The sequence below is a fragment of the Achromobacter deleyi genome (assembly GCF_016127315.1).
Lineage (GTDB): Bacteria > Pseudomonadota > Gammaproteobacteria > Burkholderiales > Burkholderiaceae_B > Achromobacter > Achromobacter insuavis_A.
In genome coordinates this window covers 2,405,216-2,421,473 of the sequence record NZ_CP065997.1, presented here as the reverse complement: position 1 = coordinate 2,421,473, position 16,258 = coordinate 2,405,216, and the positions used below count along the sequence as shown (strand labels likewise).

13 protein-coding genes are annotated in these 16,258 nt (G+C 69.9%); 4 read left to right on the top strand and 9 right to left on the bottom strand.

Features of this window, described 5'->3' with window-relative positions; all coding sequences use genetic code 11:
* Positions 1-213: 213 nt before the first annotated feature.
* Entirely contained in the window at positions 214-666 is a 453-nt protein-coding gene (locus I6I07_RS10920; RefSeq protein ID WP_198487485.1) for a hypothetical protein, read from the bottom strand.
* Positions 667-781: 115 nt separating this feature from the next.
* On the opposite strand from I6I07_RS10920, the gene I6I07_RS10915 reads away from it, so the two are divergent.
* Complete coding sequence (locus I6I07_RS10915; RefSeq protein WP_420094573.1) at positions 782-1,309, top strand: GNAT family N-acetyltransferase; 528 nt, start codon at positions 782-784, stop codon at positions 1,307-1,309.
* Between the two features lie 50 nt (positions 1,310-1,359).
* Here the strand turns inward: I6I07_RS10915 and I6I07_RS10910 are convergent, their stop codons facing one another.
* Positions 1,360-2,598 carry a sensor domain-containing diguanylate cyclase gene (locus I6I07_RS10910; RefSeq protein WP_198486640.1) on the bottom strand — a complete coding sequence of 413 codons (1,239 nt, stop codon included), beginning with the start codon at positions 2,596-2,598 and terminating at the stop codon, positions 1,360-1,362.
* A 171-nt stretch (positions 2,599-2,769) separates the two neighbouring features.
* On the opposite strand from I6I07_RS10910, the gene I6I07_RS10905 reads away from it, so the two are divergent.
* Complete coding sequence (locus I6I07_RS10905) at positions 2,770-3,636, top strand: GNAT family N-acetyltransferase (RefSeq protein ID WP_198486639.1); 867 nt, start codon at positions 2,770-2,772, stop codon at positions 3,634-3,636.
* A gap of 42 nt (positions 3,637-3,678) precedes the next feature.
* On the opposite strand, the gene dcd is transcribed toward I6I07_RS10905, so the two are convergent.
* From dcd to apbC, 4 genes are all read right to left on the bottom strand, one after another.
* Positions 3,679-4,242, bottom strand: a complete 564-nt coding sequence (gene dcd, locus I6I07_RS10900; RefSeq protein ID WP_006226186.1) for a dCTP deaminase — start codon at positions 4,240-4,242, stop codon at positions 3,679-3,681.
* Positions 4,243-4,334: 92 nt separating this feature from the next.
* On the bottom strand, positions 4,335-8,057 hold the full coding sequence (locus tag I6I07_RS10895) for a translocation/assembly module TamB domain-containing protein (protein WP_198487483.1): 3,723 nt from the start codon (positions 8,055-8,057) through the stop codon (positions 4,335-4,337).
* A 56-nt stretch (positions 8,058-8,113) separates the two neighbouring features.
* Positions 8,114-10,006 carry an autotransporter assembly complex protein TamA gene (locus tag I6I07_RS10890; protein WP_198486638.1) on the bottom strand — a complete coding sequence of 631 codons (1,893 nt, stop codon included), beginning with the start codon at positions 10,004-10,006 and terminating at the stop codon, positions 8,114-8,116.
* A gap of 3 nt (positions 10,007-10,009) precedes the next feature.
* A complete protein-coding gene (apbC, locus tag I6I07_RS10885; RefSeq protein ID WP_198486637.1) occupies positions 10,010-11,098 on the bottom strand; it encodes an iron-sulfur cluster carrier protein ApbC in 1,089 nt (362 codons plus the stop codon).
* Positions 11,099-11,198: 100 nt separating this feature from the next.
* Between apbC and I6I07_RS10880 the strand changes: the two genes are divergently transcribed.
* Together I6I07_RS10880 and metG are read left to right on the top strand one after the other, a co-directional pair.
* Positions 11,199-11,474: a hypothetical protein gene (locus I6I07_RS10880; RefSeq protein WP_006226181.1), complete on the top strand. Its 276-nt coding sequence runs from the start codon at positions 11,199-11,201 to the stop codon at positions 11,472-11,474.
* A gap of 221 nt (positions 11,475-11,695) precedes the next feature.
* Complete coding sequence (metG, locus tag I6I07_RS10875) at positions 11,696-13,762, top strand: methionine--tRNA ligase (RefSeq protein ID WP_198486636.1); 2,067 nt, start codon at positions 11,696-11,698, stop codon at positions 13,760-13,762.
* Positions 13,763-13,869: 107 nt separating this feature from the next.
* Here the strand turns inward: metG and I6I07_RS10870 are convergent, their stop codons facing one another.
* The 3 genes from I6I07_RS10870 to I6I07_RS10860 all read right to left on the bottom strand — a co-directional run bounded on the left by I6I07_RS10870 (position 13,870) and on the right by I6I07_RS10860 (position 16,166).
* Positions 13,870-14,607, bottom strand: a complete 738-nt coding sequence (locus tag I6I07_RS10870) for a sulfurtransferase (protein ID WP_198486635.1) — start codon at positions 14,605-14,607, stop codon at positions 13,870-13,872.
* A 97-nt stretch (positions 14,608-14,704) separates the two neighbouring features.
* A complete protein-coding gene (locus tag I6I07_RS10865; RefSeq protein ID WP_198486634.1) occupies positions 14,705-15,499 on the bottom strand; it encodes an META and DUF4377 domain-containing protein in 795 nt (264 codons plus the stop codon).
* A 136-nt stretch (positions 15,500-15,635) separates the two neighbouring features.
* Entirely contained in the window at positions 15,636-16,166 is a 531-nt protein-coding gene (locus I6I07_RS10860) for an META domain-containing protein (RefSeq protein WP_054487664.1), read from the bottom strand.
* Between the last annotated feature and the right edge of the window lie 92 nt (positions 16,167-16,258).

Sequence of the window (16,258 nt, the reverse complement as noted above, 5' to 3'; positions counted from 1 at the left end):
CCGTGTTGGCGGACGCGAGTGTACTTCTAGTGAAAAACCGTCTGATGACAGGCGGGCGCGAGGTCCCCGCCGGCGGCGGGAATGGCCGAATTGTAGGGCCGTTTTTCTCCAGACCCTATGGTTTTCCCGAAGACCGTTGCAACGAGTCCGCGAGCGGCCCCCGCGGGGCGGCCGGGATAACGCCGGCCAGGCCCCCGCGCGAGGCGCGCGGACCTACCTCAGGGTGCGGGCCTCGCCCGCGTCCAGGGCCGCGATGAAGCGGTCGAAGTACGGCGGGATGGCCTCGGCGGCGCCGTAGCGGATGCGCCGCTCGACCTTGGCGATGGCGCCGAAGCAGACCTCGGCGTCGGGCTCGCCGCAGACCAGCACCACCGGGTCCTCGTCGTCGCAGACCTCGTACAGGCCGCCATGGGCGCGCCGGGCCACCTCGTAGAGGTAGGCGGCGGCGCCGACGGTCTGCATGGGAGTCAGGGGCAATGTGCCCACATGCGCGGCTTCGAGCGCATCTTCCAGCGCATGGACGCTCGACGGTGTGTAGTCGAGCCCGGCTCCGGCGGAACCGGCGGCCTGGACGAAATCCTCGGCGGCGTGAGCCACGCGGGCCACGAACTCTTCCTGGACCTCGTCGCGCTCGGCCTCATGGTTTATCTTGAGGAAACCGAACATCATTGGCTCCTTTGTGAAAACCGCAAGCGGCGTTGCCCCATTATAGGCAGCCCGCACGCCTATACTGGCCCGTCAGCACCCTGACCGTACCCTATTCCCAACACTGCCCCGTCCCGTGAATTCCGCATCCGGCCTGCTTGTCCGACGTCTGATCCCCCAGGATGCCCAGGGGCTGCGCCAGTTGCGCCTGGATGCCCTGCGCGAGACCCCGGAAGCGTTCGGATCGAGTTACGAAGAGGAACACACGCTGACACTGGAAGACATCCGCGACTGGATCGCCCCGGCGGACGACAGCGCGATGTTCGGCGTGTTCTCGGCAGCGGCGCTGGCCGGCATCATCGGCGTCAGCCGCCAGCGCAAGCTGAAGATGCGCCACAAGGCGCACATCTGGAGCGTCTACGTGGCGCCCGGCTGGCGCGGCCGGGGGCTGGCCCGCCAGTTGATGCGGGCGGCCATCGAGCACGCCGGCGCCATGCGCGGGGTGCGCACGGTGCAGCTGAGCGTCACCGCCAACAACGCGGCGGCGCGGCAGCTGTACGCCAGCCTCGGCTTCGAGGAATACGGCCTCGAACGCGAGGCCCTGTGCGTCAACGGCGAGCTGTACGACGAGGTGCTGATGGCGCTGGCGCTGCCCGGCCGCTAGGGGCGGTTTGCACTGACGGAACCTCACTCCGGCGTCGGACGGCGCCGGTATCAGGTCGCGCCGGCGCGGCGCCGCGAACCGTAGGCCCAGACCTGGTTGCGGCCGCCGTCCTTGGCCTTGTACAGCGCCTGGTCGGCCGCCTTGATGACCGCGTCCGGCGCGCGCAACGCCTCGCCGCGCTCGGCCACCCCGATGCTGACCGTGACCCGCAGCGGCCGGGTATTGCGGCCGCGACCGCCGCGGCGGCGCAAGCCCACCTGGTCCGCCTTGGGCCGCGCCGGCTTGTCGCGCAGGCGCATCTGGTAGGCCTCGATCGCGCGCCGCACGGTTTCCAGGTGCGGCATGGCCTCGATCGCGGTCTTGCCCGGAAACACCAGCGTGAATTCCTCGCCGCCGTAGCGGTAGGCATAGCCGCCGCCCGGCACCCGGCGCAGCTGCGCCGCGACCATGCGCAGCACCTGGTCGCCGACGTCGTGGCCGTGGGTGTCGTTGAACGCCTTGAAGTGATCGACGTCGGCCATCGCCAACGTATAGACGCGGCCCATGCGCTGCAGCCGTTCGTTGAGCGCGCGGCGGCCCGGCAGGCCGGTCAGCTCGTCGCGGAAGGCCATGTGGTAGCCCTCGTGCGCCAGCGAAATAGACAGCGATGTCAGCGCGGCGGATGCCATCACGGCCAGTTCGATCGCGTGCTGGCCGCCGCGCGGCAGCGCCCAGGCCATGCAGACGAAACCCAGCCATTGGCCGGCCTGCTGCGGACGGCCATAACGCAACAGCAGCAGGGTCAGGGTCAGGCCGGTCACCAGCAGCGCCGCCAGCGCCTCGGCCGGGATGCCGAGCCGGGCCAGCATGCCCTGCACCGCCAGCGTGCCGAACCACTGCCCCACGCCGTCCTTGCCGGCCAGCGCGATGGCCGCGGCGCCCACCGCCATCAGGCCGATGCGCGCGGCCAGGTCCCACAGCATGCCGGCGCGTTCCGCCCAGAGCGCGTTGATGGTGTAGGCCAGCGACCACCACACCAGCGCCGGCCCCAGCGCCCACGGCGCCTCGCTGGCCAGCGTCGGCCAGATGGCCACGGCCGTCAGCACGCCTAGCATCAGCGCCAGCGTCTGCGAACGCTGGTACATCAGGCAGATCGCCGCGCCGACCAGCGCCATGACCCACGGCACGAACGGCACGATCAGCGTCAGCGCCGGCGGCCACTGGCGCCACAGCAACAGCCCCACCGCCGCAATCACCGGCAGCGCGGGATAGAACAACAGGGGCAGCCAGGGGATATGGGGGTAACGCACGGATAGGCCTTGCTCACGCTTGCTGAGATGACGTCGCCAAATCGGCAAACACATATGTCATTTTACGGTCGCGCCCCCGCGTTCTTTAGCGCCGCGCAAGCCGCTGGCGCGATTGCAACGCGGCGTGCGCGCCATGCTATGTTTTGCGATCCCCTCCTGCGGAAAGACATCATGCGCATCCTGGTCAACATCGACGTGCCCGATCTCGAGGCGGCCATCGACTTCTACAGCCGCGCCTTCGGCCTGGCGCTGCATCGCCGCCTCGGTCCCGGGGCCGCGGAAATGCTGGGCGCGTCGGCGCCGATCTACCTGCTGGAAAAGGCCGCCGGCACGCCCGCCGCGAGCGCCGCGCGACAAGCGCGCGACTACGCCCGCCATTGGACGCCGGTGCATCTGGATGTGGTGGTCGACGACGTCGACAGCGCTGTCGAACGGGCGGTGGCGGCGGGCGCGACGCTGGAGGATCCCCCGGTATCGCATGACTGGGGCCGCATCGCCCACCTGAGCGATCCGTTCGGCCACGGCATCTGCCTGCTGCGGTTCCTGGGCCAGGGCTACGACGCGCTGGCGGCCGGCGCGCTACGCGACGTGCCGGCCGCCCACGCCGATTTCGAGGCCCTGCTGGCCATCCGCATCGAGGCCATGCGCGACAGCCTGGAACGCCTGGGCCGGTTCGACCCCGAGCGGGCCCGCGCCCGCCTGCGCGATACCTTCCGGCCGGATCACACCTGGATCATCGAGCGCGACGGCGCGCGCGTCGGCTTCTACGCGCTGCGTCCCGACGGCGACGGCCTGCGGCTGGATCATCTGTATGTGGCGCCCGCGGCGCAAGGGCTGGGGGTGGGCGGCCAGGTGCTGGGCCGCCTGCTGCTCGATGCCGACCGCCGTGGCCTGCCGGTCAGCGTGGGCGCGCTGCGCGGCAGCGACTCGAACCGCTTCTATCGCCGCCACGGCTTCGCGCAGGTGTCGGAAAGCGAGTGGGACATCGAATACCTGCGCCCGGCGCCGGGGCGCCAGGCCGCCCCTGATGGGCGTTGAGGCAAGGCGGGGCGCGCCGGGCGGCGCCCCCGCCGCGGGCGATCAGGTGCGCGGCAGGGTCACGCCGCGCTGGCCCTGGTACTTGCCGCCCCGGTCGGCGTACGAGGTCTCGCAGACCTCGTCGCTTTCCAGGAACAGCATCTGGGCGCAGCCTTCGCCGGCATAGATCTTGGCCGGCAGCGGCGTGGTGTTCGAGAATTCCAGCGTGACGTGGCCTTCCCATTCGGGTTCCAGCGGCGTCACGTTGACGATGATGCCGCAGCGCGCGTAGGTGCTCTTGCCCAGGCAGATCGTCAGCACGCTGCGCGGAATGCGGAAGTATTCCACCGTGCGGGCCAGCGCGAACGAGTTGGGCGGGATGATGCAGACGTCGCCCTTGAAGTCCACGAACGAGCCTTCGTCGAAATTCTTGGGATCGACGATGGTGGAATTGATGTTCGTGAAGATCTTGAATTCGTCGGCGCAACGCACGTCGTAGCCGTAGCTGCTGGTGCCGTAGCTGACGATGCGCCCGCCATTGGCCGTGCGGACCTGCCCCGCTTCGAAGGGTTCGATCATGCCGGCTTCGGCCTGGCGGCGGATCCAGCGGTCGCTTTTGATGCTCATGGTGGCGAGAGTGCTTGGGGAAATGGAATGGGCGTCATTTTATCCCGAGCGCGCCGACCCGTCCCCGAACGGGGACGGAAGGGTCACGCACGTCAATCGCCGAAGAACGTCCGGTAGACCAGCGCGATGCCGTTCACCGAGCCGCCCTTCAGGTCCAGCGACAGGCCGCGCGCCAGCCGGTAGCTGGCCCGGCCGACGGTGTCGCTGCCCGCCAGCGCCTGCTCGACGCTGAGCGTGATGCCGTTGGCGAACGACTTGCTGGCCACCAGGAATTGCGTCGCCAGCTGGCTGTCGCTGTCGCGGTTGACGTCGCCGGCCACGGTGCGGTCCGGCAGGATGCTGCCCGAGCTGCCCAGGTTGCCGGTGCGCACGCTGACGTCGTCCAGCCCGAACTGCTTGTAGAACGGCTGGCCGCCGCCCAGCAGCGCCGTGCCCACCGACAGCAGCAGCGCGGCGTCGCTGCCGCTTTCGTCCGGGCCCCGGCCCAGCAGCAGCCACGACAGTTTCTCGACGTCGCTGACGTCCGGATACGACACCAGGTCGATGCGCGGCCGCTGCGCGGTGCCCACCACCTTCACGCCCGCCTCGACCTGTTCGCCGGTGCGCAGGGCCTCGATGTCCAGCAACGGATTGTCCAGGCGGCCCTGGAAGGTCAGCGTGCCGCGCCGCAGCCGCAGCTTCTGCCCATAGGCCTCGATGCCGCCGCCGCGGGTGCGCAGCGCGCCCACGCCGGTCAGGCGGCCGTCGTTCAGCAGGATCTGGATCGACCCCAGCAGGCCGGCGTCCAGCCCCATGCCGGTGATGTAGAAGCGCGGCCCCATGTCGAACTTCAGGTTCATGCTGGTCTGCAACGGGGTCGACACGGCGCCGGGATCGTCGCCCGCGCGCCGCACCTTGACGTCGTCGTCCAGCGAGGGCACGCCCTGCAGGATCTCCAGGCTGAACCAGCCGGCGTCCGCCTTCAGGTCGCCGACGATGTCGATGCGCGGCATCGCGGCGTTCAGGTCGATGGTGCCGGACACCATGGCGTAGCGGTCCGAGCGCTGCAGCGCCGGGAAGCGGTACAGCGTCAGGCGCACGCTGCCGCCGCCGTCGATCAGGTTCCACTGCCCCTTGGCCTCGGCATAGCCGTCCTTGGCCTCGGGGTTGGTGGTGATCCATTCCTTGGTGCGCCATTCGGCCGGCATGACCCGCAGCGAGGCCGGGAAGCGCAGGCTGTCCAGCACCAGCTTGTCGCCATCCAGGCGCGCCGACAGCTTGCCCTCGATCAGGCGCACGCCGTCGTCGATGCGCACCACCCGCAGCTTGTCGCCGCGAATCGCGCCGCTGGCGCTCCATTTGCCATTGAGCGTGCCCTGGGCCTCGAGGTTGGCCTTGACCTGGCCGCCGATTTCCATCGAATCGCCGACGAACAGGCCGACCCAGGCCAGGTCGGTGATGTCCGCGTCCAGCCTGGCGCGGATCGGCTGGCGCGGATCCAGCGCCATGCCGCCCTTGGCGTCGACCGCCAGCACCGCCGTGCCATTGCCGGCGATCTTGCCCATCTTGTCGGTGGCCAGGTCCAGCTTGGCGTCCAGGCGGCTGGCATTGGCCGAGGTCGGCGTGGCCGTCAGGTCCAGCACCAGCGCTTTCACGCCCAGCGGCACCGGCGGATCGCCCGGAATCAACAGATCGCCGTCGCGGCGCGCGATGCGGGCGCGGCCGGCCAGCCGGCCGTCGAATTTCAGGTCCCAGGACGCGTCCAGCGCGATGCGGCGCTGGTTCTCGGCCACGGTGGCGTTGACGCGCTTGGGCCCTTTGCTCATCTTCGCCGCGGCCTCGGGGTCGACGGCGGCGATCACCTGGCGCGCCATGGCGGCCGTGATGACGAGGTTATCGGCCTGGCCGGCGGTTTCCCAGCGCTTGGCATCGCCGCGCGAGCCCTTGTGGGCGATCGCCAGCTTTTCCTTGCCGGGCAGGGCCACGCCAATCACCGTCTGGCCCACCTGCCACTGCCATTGCGGCGCCAGCGCCGCCGGCAGGTACGACAGCGTCACCGGCCGGTCGACCGAGACGGTGAAGCCGGCGCTGTCGGCGGTCAGGCGCGAAAAGGCGCCGCGCCAGCCGGTCAGGGCGGCATCGGGCTCGCCCGCCGCGCCCTTGCCCCAGCCCCCGGTGAAGGCGAGGGTGGCCTGGGCGCGGGATTCGCCCAGCACGCCGGGGCGCGGCTTGGCCGGGTTGTAGCCGGCGGTGATTTCGCCCTTGTGGGAAGCGACAGTGCCGCCGAGCCTGCCCTTGAGGTCGGCGCCGCCCGGAATGCCGGGCCAGAACGCGTCCAGCTGCGGCGCCTGCGCGTCCAGCGTCAGCGCGCCGTCGGCGCCGCCGATCTCGCCCTGCGCCCGGACCCGGTTCGGGCCCAGTTTCAGGTCCACGTCCAAATCGTGGATGCGCAGGCCGGCCAAGAGGTCGGCGGTTGCGGCGGCGGGCGGCGTGGCGGCATCCGCCACCGCGCGGGCGGCGCCGTCAGCGGACGGCGGCGCGGCCGGGGCGGCGGCGGGCGCGGCGATATCCACCTGCGCCTTGACCGTGCCGGCCAGCACCTGCTTGTTCCAGCGCGCGCCGTCTTCGAAGCGCAGGTCGATCGCGGCCTGGCGCAGCTGGCTGAGGTTCTCGAATTCGGCGCTCAATTGCGCATTGGCGCTGACCACGGCCGGCGGCAGCGCGTCGCCGAGCCAGGGCGACAGGTCCAGCCGCTGCGCCCCGAGCGTGCCGACGATGCGGTCGCGGCCCGGCTGGCCGTCCACCGCCTGCAGGTCCAGCCGCGCCGACAGCGTCGATTTGTCCGGCAGCAGCGCATCGGCGCGCGCGCTGCGCAGCACCAGCGGCGTGCGCGGCGCCAGGTCGGCCACCACGTCCAGCGCCAAACCGGCGCCGGTGCCATCCAGCTTGGCCTGGATACCATCCAGCGAGCCGGCCGCGTCCGCGCGCAGGATCACCTGGCAGGCGGGCGCCGGCGGGCCGACGAATGCGGTCGCGGCCTTGTCCTGGACGGCCTCCGGCGACGCGCCGGCGGGCGCCTTGGCGCTGGCGGCGGCCTTGCCCTTGGCGGCATCGGCCCTGGCCGCGCCGGCCCGGGGCTTGGCCGCGTCCGGCGCCTTGGCGGCCGCCGGCGCCGCTTTCACGGGCGGCGCGAACTTGCCGCTCAGCTGGTCGGCCTGGCACAACGGCGAATCCGGGCCCGATCCGCGCGCCGTCACGTCCAGCCGGGCGGCGAACGGCCACGGCTCGGCCAGGCCCTGCAGCTCGGCCTGTCCGCTCAGTTGCGCCTGGCCGATCTCGTGGCCCACGCGCAGATTGGCGATGCGCAACTGCGCGCCCTGCTTGCCGGCGGCGAACGTGGCGCTCAGGTCGCCCAGTTCGACCGGCAACGGCTGACCGTCCTGCAGCAGATGGAATTCGCCCAGCGCCAGCCGGTCCACCGCGATGTCCACCGGCAGCGCCGGCAGGCTGAAGGGTTCGCCGGGCTTGTCATCGGCCGGCGCGTCCTCGCCGGCGGTCAGGCCGATCTCGACATTCGTGGCCGAGAGTTCGCGCACATGCAGCAGCCGGTTGCCCAGCGCGCGCCAATTCACGTTCAGGCGCAGGTCGCTGATGCCGATACGGGTGCCGCTTACATTCAGGTCGAGCCGGCCGACCTCCAGCCCGCGCAGGACCGAGCCGCGCACCGCCAGCGCCTGGCCGTCCAGTTGCTGGGCGGCGGTGGTCAGCAGCAGGCGCGATCCGGTCTGCGAGGCCAGCAGCCAGAACACGAAGCTGCACGCCAGCACGGCCAACATCGCCAGCCCCGGCAACCACCACACCAGCACGTGGCGCAGGAATCGGCGCAGCCCCGTCAAAACGCGATCCCCAGCGAGAAATGCAGGCGCAGGTCGCGCTCGCGCTGGCCATAGGCCACGTCCAGGAACAGCGGGCCGGCCGGCGTGCGCACCCGCGCGCCCACGCCGTAGCCGACCGCCAGCGACATGTCGCCGAACGATTGCGCCGCGTCGCCCGCGTCGACGAACACGCCCATGCCCCAGCGTTCATTGAAGTAGTGGTCGTACTCGATGCTGCCGACCACCAGCGTGGGCGCGCCCACCACGGCCTTGTCGCGCTGCAGGCCGATGCTCTGGTACTTGTAGCCGCGGATCGAGCGCGCGCCGCCGGTGCGGAAGCCGAAATCGTCCGGCACCTGCACGTTGCCGTTGGCCCAGACGCGGCCGACCTCGCCGCGCACGGTCAGCACGTCCAGCTTGCCGATGGGCCACCACTTCTGGGCGCGGAAACGCGCGCGGGTGTAGGGCTCGCCGGTATCCAGCGTCACACCCACGCCGCCGCCCAGCGCGATCAGGTTGCCCTCGCGCGGGTCGTACTTGTTGTCCACGTCGCGCCGCAGCCATTCGCCGGTGGCGGTCAGCGTGGGCAGCGAATATTCGTCGCCGCCATCGATCTTGACGTCGTCGTGCGCCAGCAGCAGGCCCCAACGGGTCTCGTAGGTAACACGGCTGTCGCCGGCGCCCTTGCGTTCCTGGCTGCGGGTGGCGCCCAGCGCGTAGCGGGTCACCGCCAGGCCCTGGATGTCGGAATGCTGCGCCAGCACCCCGACGGAATCCTTGTAGCCGCGCTCGGTCGGCGGCAGCAGGATGTCGGTGTAGACGCGCTGCTGCAGCCGGTCCACGCTGAAACCCGATTCCATCGTCACGGGCTGGCCGAACACCACATTCTGGCGGTAGAGCGATTCCAGCCGCACGCCGGCCTCGTCATCGACGCCGATCGACGCCGAGAAGCGCTTGGGCGGCGCCTCCACCACCCGCACCTGCACCGGCAGCGTCACTTCGCCATCGGAATCGTAGGCGGGTGGCGGCGGCGGCACGGCGCCGGACACCACCGGGTCGCCGGCCGGCGCCGACTCGGCGGCGTTGGCCGCGCCCGGCGCGCGGGCCCGGTCGGAAAGCGGCTCGGCCGTCTGCGCGTCGCTGCCCGGCTGCCGTAGCGCCACGAAGGCGCCGCGGAAGAAGGCCGTGGACTGCAGGTCCTGCTGCCATTCGTCCAGGCGGTTCTGGTCGTAGGGCGAGCCCGGCGAATAGCGCACGTAGCGGGTGATGAGCTTGGGCGGCACCCGCTCCAGGCCGTCGGTGCTCAGTTCGCCCATGCGCACCTGCGGCCCGCTGTCGATGGTGACGCGCAAGGCGGCCGAGGCCGTATCGGCCTGCACGTCGGCTTCCGAGGCCGTCATGCGCGCCAGCATGAAGTCGCGCACCGAGGTCTCGTCCAGCAGGTTCGACTTGGCCTTGTTCCAGTCGGCGTTGATGAACGGCTGGCCGGGCTTGAGCAGCCAGTCGTCGCGCAGCTTCTGCACGCGCTGCGCGTATTCCGGCCGCGTGATGCGGCCGGTGAAGGTCAGGTCGACCGACGACACCGTGGTGCGCTTGCCCGGCACGATGCCGATGTCCCAGGTTTCACCGCCGATGTCGGTGCCGGCCTCGAGCGTGACGGTGGGGGTGAAATAGCCCTGGGTGGCCAGCGCGGCCAGGGTGGCGTCGCGCGCGCGGCGCCGCAGGCGGTTGATTTCGCCGCCGTCCTGGTCTTCAGCCAGGCGCGCGATGGCGCCCACCGCCTCGGTGATCGCCTGCAGCGCCGCCGGCGGCACGCCGCCGGGGTCCACGATGATTTCCGGACGCTTGGCCACGGCCTCGCCCGCTACTACGCAAAGTCCTGCCAAGAAGGCCCGGGCTGTCCACCGCATGCGTCAGGTCGGCTGCTGCACGACGATGGACGGGAATTTCCCGGCCATGTCCCGGGGCAGCGCCGCGACGCCGGCCGCCAGCTTCCTGGCGATGGCGCGGTACAGCCCCGCGGCTTCGCTGCCCGGATCCGCCACCACGGTGGGCGTGCCCGCGTCGGTCTGCTCGCGGATCGCCAGCGTCAGCGGCAGGCTGCCGAGCCACGGGGTTTCATACTGCTGGGCCATGCGCTGGCCGCCGCCTTCGCCGAAGATGTGTTCGGCGTGGCCGCATTGCGAGCAGATATGGATGGCCATGTTCTCGACCACGCCCAGGATCGGCACCTCGACCTTCTGGAACATGCGCAGGCCCTTGCGGGCGTCCAGCAGCGCCACGTCCTGCGGCGTGGTGACGATGACCGCGCCCACCACCGGCACCTTCTGCGCCAGGGTCAGGGCCACGTCGCCGGTGCCCGGGGGCATGTCGACGATCAGGTAGTCGAGGTCGCGCCAGTTGGTCTGGCGCAGCAATTGTTCGAGCGCCTGCGTGACCATCGGGCCGCGCCAGATGGCGGGCGAATCGGCATCGATCAGGAAGCCGATGGAATTGGCCTGCAGGCCATGGCCGGTCAGCGGCTCCATGCTCTTGTTGTCCAGGCTTTCGGGACGGCCCGAGATGCCCAGCATGGTCGGCACGCTGGGGCCGTAGATGTCGGCGTCCAGCAGGCCGACCTTGGCGCCCTCGGCGGCCAGGGCCAGCGCCAGGTTCACGGCCGTGGTGCTCTTGCCCACGCCGCCCTTGCCGGAGGCGACCGCAATAATGTTGCGCACATTGGGCAGCGGCTTGAGCCCCTTCTGCACGGCATGCGCCGCCACCTTCCAGGACACGCTGACCTGGGCGCCGGGCGCGCCGGCGGCGGCCAGCGCCGCCACGGCGATCTCGCGCACCTGGTCGCGGACGGCATCGGCCGGATAGCCCAGTTCCAGCGCCACGGCGACGCGGCCGCCGTCGAGCTGGATGTCACGATCTTTTACAGATACACCCAGATCCAGGCCGGTATTCGGGTCTTGCGCGGCGCGCAGCGCGGCGCGGATGTGTTCTATCGTTATACTCATGTCACTATGGTTCCGTAGGCAGCGCGGCTTCTGCGGCCCGCCATCCCCTAAAGGATAGCGGATACCGGGAACCTTTCGCTGCGTTTTGCATCCGACCTTCATGACCAATACTCTTATCCGCTTCTTCCGAGCCGTCTTATTCGCCGCCCTGGCCTTGATCGGCATGGCGATGGCGCTGGTCTTCATGTTGTCCACGGCGATCGCCGTGGCAATCCTGTACGTGGTCGCCAAGGTGCGCGGCAAGCCGTTCGGCGTGCGCGCCTACTGGAGCCAGCGTCAGGGCGCCCGTCCGGGCCCGTTCCAGTCCGCCACCGCCCCGTTCGCCACGCAGCCGCGCGGCGACGTGATCGACGTCGAGGCCCGCGAGATCCGCTAAGCGCGGCATCGCCGGCGCCCGCCGCATCCCGCGGCGGCCCGCGCCGCGCACTCGCGGCCGGCCGACCGGCCCGCTGTCCCCCAACCCGCCTGGCGCCCCCGTGCGCGACCGGCGGGTTGTGTCGTTTCAAGGGCCCGCCGCCCGCCGCCGCGGGCGCATCGCCGCCATTGCCCTAAAATGGCCGGCCAACCCATTTTTCCCCTCAACCTCGACCGACAACCATGTCTCGCACCCTCTTTGTCACCACTGCGCTGCCCTACGCCAACGGATCCTTCCACATCGGCCACATCATGGAGTACATCCAGGCCGACATCTGGGTTCGTTCGATGCGAATGGCGGGCCACACGGTGCACTTCGTGGGGGCCGACGACGCGCACGGCGCGCCGATCATGCTGAAGGCCGAGAAAGAAGGCATCACGCCGCAGGCGCTGGTGGCGCGCTACGCCGCCGAGCGCCCGCAGTACCTGAACGGCTTCCACATCCGTTTCGACCACTGGCACACCACCGACTCGCCCGAGAACGTGGCGCTGTCGCAGGACATCTACCGCGCGCTCAAGGCGCAGGACCTGATCGAGACCCGCTCCGTCGAGCAGTTCTACGACCCGGTCAAGGGCATGTTCCTGGCCGACCGCTACATCAAGGGCGAATGCCCCAAGTGCCACGCCAAGGACCAGTACGGCGATTCCTGCGAGGTCTGCGGCGCCGTCTACGCGCCCACCGAACTGATCAACCCGTACTCGGCCCTGACCGGCGCCACGCCGGTGCTGAAGTCGTCCGACCACTTCTTCTTCAAGCTGTCGGACCCGCGCTGCGTCGAATTCCTGCAGCAATGGACCACCGGCAGCAACGCCAACGGCGGCAAGCACCTGCAGCCCGAGATGCTGGCCAAGACCCGCGAATGGCTGGGCGCCGAGGACGGCGAAGCCAAGCTGGGCGACTGGGACATCTCGCGCGACGCGCCCTACTTCGGCATCGAGATCCCGGACGCGCCGGGCAAGTACTTCTACGTCTGGCTGGACGCGCCGGTGGGCTACCTGGCCTCGCTGAAGTCGTACTGCGCCGTGCGCGGCCTGGACTTCGACGCCCTGCTGGACCCGGCCGGCAACACCGAGCAGGTCCACTTCATCGGCAAGGACATCGTCTACTTCCACGCGCTGTTCTGGCCCGCGATGCTGAAGTTCGCCGGCCGCAAGACGCCGGACGCGGTCAACGTGCACGGCTTCATCACCGTCAGCGGTGAAAAGATGTCCAAGAGCCGCGGCACCGGCATCTCGCCGCTGCGTTACCTGGAACTCGGCATGAACGCCGAGTGGATGCGCTACTACATCGCCGCCAAGCTGAACGCCCGGGTCGAAGACATGGACTTCAACCCCGAGGACTTCATCGCCCGCGTCAACAGCGACCTGGTCGGCAAGTACGTCAACATCGCCAGCCGCGCAGCGGGTTTCATTACCAAGCACTTCGATGGTCAACTGGCCTATATCGGCGACACCACGCCTTTGACTGAAAATTGGAAGCTCGAAGCCGAACTGATTCAGAAATGGTTTGAAGAGCGCGAATACAACCGAGCCATTCGTCAGATCATGGCTTTCGCCGATCAACTCAATCAGGTGTTCGACGCTGATCAACCTTGGGTACTGGCCAAAGGCATCGCAACCGCTAGCGTTGAACAGAAAGCCAAACTGCAAGACATCTGCTCACGTTCGCTAGCGGGTTTCAAAGCACTGTCCGTCATGTTGGCACCGGTGCTTCCTGCACTGGCCGAGCGTGTCGCGCGCGAGCTGTTCGCCGCCGACGCCGACTTCACTTGGGCCGACGCCGCGGTGCTGCCACAGCGCGTGGCGCCGTTCAAGCACCTGATGCAGCGCGTCGAGCCGCAGATGCTGGAAGACCTGTTCGAGCCGCCCACCGCCCCCGCCGTGATCCCCGGCGGCGAGCCGCTGGCCGAGACCATCTCGATCGACGACTTCGCCCGCGTCGACCTGCGCATCGCGCAGATCGTCAACTGCGAACACGTCGAAGGCTCGACCAAGCTGCTGCGCCTGACGCTGGACGTGGGCGAAGGCCGCCACCGCAACGTCTTCTCCGGCATCAAGTCGGCCTACAAGCCCGAGGACCTGATCGGCAAGCTGACCGTCATGGTCGCCAACCTGGCGCCACGCAAGATGAAGTTCGGCGTCTCGGAAGGCATGGTGCTGGCCGCCAGCCACGCCGACGAGGCGGTCGACGCCGGCATCTACGTGCTGGAGCCGTTCCCCGGCGCCAAGCCGGGCATGCGCGTGCGCTGATCGCCCGATCCGCTCCCCGCGCCATGCAAAAAACCCGCCGATCGGCGGGTTTTTTGCATCGTGGCGATGGTGCGGCAGCGGAAGGCACGACCAAAGCCCGTGCGCGATCAGTCCTGGCTCGGGGTCAGCGCCGGATCGAGGGAAATACGTTCGTCGAACACGAAGCACTTGCCGTCGAACCCCGGCCCGCCGGTTTCCTCGAAGTACTTGAGGATGCCGCCGTCGAGCTGATAGACGTTTTCGATGCCGGCCTCGTTCATGTAGATCGCGGCCTTCTCGCAGCGGATGCCGCCGGTGCAGAAGCTGACCACGGTCTTGCCTTCCAGCTCGGCGCGGTGCGACTGCACGGCCGCCGGGAACTGCGTGAAGCGGTCGATGCGCCAGTCGATGGCGTCGCGGAACGTGCCCTCGTCGACTTCAAAGGCGTTGCGCGTGTCCAGCATGACCACCGGACGGCCATTGTCGTCGGCGCCCTGCGCCAGCCAGCGCGCCAGCGTCTGCGCATCCACGCCCGGCGCGCGGCCGGCCTCGGGCCGGATCGTCGGGTGGTCCATGCGGATGATCTCGCGCTTGATCTTCACCAGCAGCTTGCGGAACGGCACCTGCGCGCTGTGGCTGAACTTCACTTCCAGGTCGGCGAAGCGGGCGTCGCCGCGCAGATCGCGCAGGAAGGCGTCGATGCCGTCGGCCGCGCCCGCCAGGAACAGGTTGATGCCTTCCCCGGCCAGCAGGATGGTGCCTTTCAGGCCGGCCGCGCCGGCCTCGGCCAGCAGCCGGGCGCGCAGTTCGGGCAGCGCGTCCAGCGAGACGAATTTGTAGGCGGCGATATTGACGACGGAAGACATGGCAAAGCGGGGCGTGGAACGGCGAAGGCCGTAATAGTAAACGCTGGGCCGCGCCGCCCGCTTGCCGCAGGTCAAGCGCGCCCCGGCGCGCGGCGGCTCAGCGTCGCACGATTTCCTGTTCCACCACCGTATCCAGCACCCAGCGCAGCCCCGAGGCGTCGGCGGGCGGATTGGGATCGCGGACCTCCACCACCCGCAGGCGGTAGCGGATGCCCGGCTGGAAATTGAAGCCGGTGATGTCGCCATACCAGAGCTGCCACGGCTGCGCCGCGCTGTCGCGCACCTGGTAGCACATGGCGCGGCCGGCGCCGGCGTTGCACGGCACGCGTTCGGCATTGACGTAGACCAGCTTGGTCGGCCCCACCTGCCCGCCCGCGACGGGGTCGGTGCGGCGGCCGAAATCGAGCGTATCGCCGTTGCTGAGCGCCCAGGTCATGCGCTGCGGATTGTTGGTGTTGTCGAACGAGGTGGCCGTGATGCGCGTCAGCCCGGCCAGGAATTCCTGTTCGAGCTGCATGCTCACGGGCGCGCAGGCCATCATCGTCGCCACCGGGTTGGACTGGATGATCAGCTGGCCGTTGGCCACCGTGTAGGGCGCGCTGTAGGTGTTGCAGCCGGCGAAGCCCGTGGCGCGCGTGGCGCCCTGGTCATGGATGAAGCCGATGGTGAGCGGGCGCGAGCCCGAGGACGGGTGCGGGATCGAGCGCAGCGCGCCGCCCGGACGGGTCCAGCGCGCCAGGTCCCAGCTGGTCTGCGCCAGCACGTCCGAGGCCGCGGCCGGCTGAAAGCGCGGGTCGCGCCCGTCCGCGGTGCGCGGCGGGGATGCGCAGGCCGCCAACGTCAACGCCAGGGCGCACGGCGCGATCCAGCGCCAGGAAGTGGACAAGGCCATGGAACTCTCCCGCAAGAAACAAAGACGGCCCGCCGCCGGCACGCTTGCCGGGGGGCTCGGGCAGCGCCCATTGTAGGCGCGGCGCGGCCGCCGGCCGCGCGCGCCAAACAGACTGAAACACCTGGCCCGCGCGCGCTCAGGGCGTGGGCGGATCCTGGCGGCGCTCGAATTCCAGCACGTCGCCGCCGCGCAGGTTGAAGGTCAGGTGGCGCGGCGCGCCGCCGCTGTCCAGCGTGAACGTGTCGATCGCGGTCAGGCCGCGCAGATAGTCGTTTTCCAGCTCGGCGCGCGGGGCCGGCACGCAGGCCATGCGGGTGGAGGCGGGCGCGTCGATGGACAGCTTGCCGGCCTGCAATTTGTACGTGCCCTTGTATTCGTTGCAGCCCGAGAAACCCTCGGCGCGGTACAGCTTGCCCTGCGCCAGGAAGGTCAGGCGGATCGGCTCGCCGTTGTCGCCATGCGGAATGTCGCGCAGGGCGCCGCCGGCGCGTGTCCAGCGCACCAGTTCCCAGCTGGTCTGGGCCAGCGAGTCGGCGCTGCTGGCCGCGTTGGCGGCCGCGGCGCCCTGGGCGCGCGCGCCCCCGGTCGACCCGGCGCAGCCGGCCAGCGCCACGGCCAGCACCCCGATGCCGAGCAGCCGGCAACGCGAAGACAGGGAAGTAAACATGGACAGCACTCCTGAAAGGACACACCCCCGACTGTAACCGCCATGGGACCCGCACGTCCCGTGCCTCCCCCCGACAGCCGAATCCGAAAGCT

Bases quoted from the DNA above. Each gene is read 5' to 3' on its own strand.
- metG (WP_198486636.1), top strand. From the start codon at position 11,696: ATGTCTCGCACCCTCTTTGTCACCACTGCGCTGCCCTACGCCAACGGA.
- I6I07_RS10895 (WP_198487483.1), bottom strand. From the start codon at position 8,057: ATGTTGGCCGTGCTGGCGTGCAGCTTCGTGTTCTGGCTGCTGGCCTCG.
- I6I07_RS10890 (WP_198486638.1), bottom strand. From the start codon at position 10,006: ATGCGGTGGACAGCCCGGGCCTTCTTGGCAGGACTTTGCGTAGTAGCG.
- I6I07_RS10905 (WP_198486639.1), top strand. From the start codon at position 2,770: ATGCGCATCCTGGTCAACATCGACGTGCCCGATCTCGAGGCGGCCATC.
- I6I07_RS10920 (WP_198487485.1), bottom strand. From the start codon at position 666: ATGTTCGGTTTCCTCAAGATAAACCATGAGGCCGAGCGCGACGAGGTC.
- dcd (WP_006226186.1), bottom strand. From the start codon at position 4,242: ATGAGCATCAAAAGCGACCGCTGGATCCGCCGCCAGGCCGAAGCCGGC.
- I6I07_RS10865 (WP_198486634.1), bottom strand. From the start codon at position 15,499: ATGGCCTTGTCCACTTCCTGGCGCTGGATCGCGCCGTGCGCCCTGGCG.
- apbC (WP_198486637.1), bottom strand. From the start codon at position 11,098: ATGAGTATAACGATAGAACACATCCGCGCCGCGCTGCGCGCCGCGCAA.
- I6I07_RS10880 (WP_006226181.1), top strand. From the start codon at position 11,199: ATGACCAATACTCTTATCCGCTTCTTCCGAGCCGTCTTATTCGCCGCC.
- I6I07_RS10860 (WP_054487664.1), bottom strand. From the start codon at position 16,166: ATGTTTACTTCCCTGTCTTCGCGTTGCCGGCTGCTCGGCATCGGGGTG.
- I6I07_RS10870 (WP_198486635.1), bottom strand. From the start codon at position 14,607: ATGTCTTCCGTCGTCAATATCGCCGCCTACAAATTCGTCTCGCTGGAC.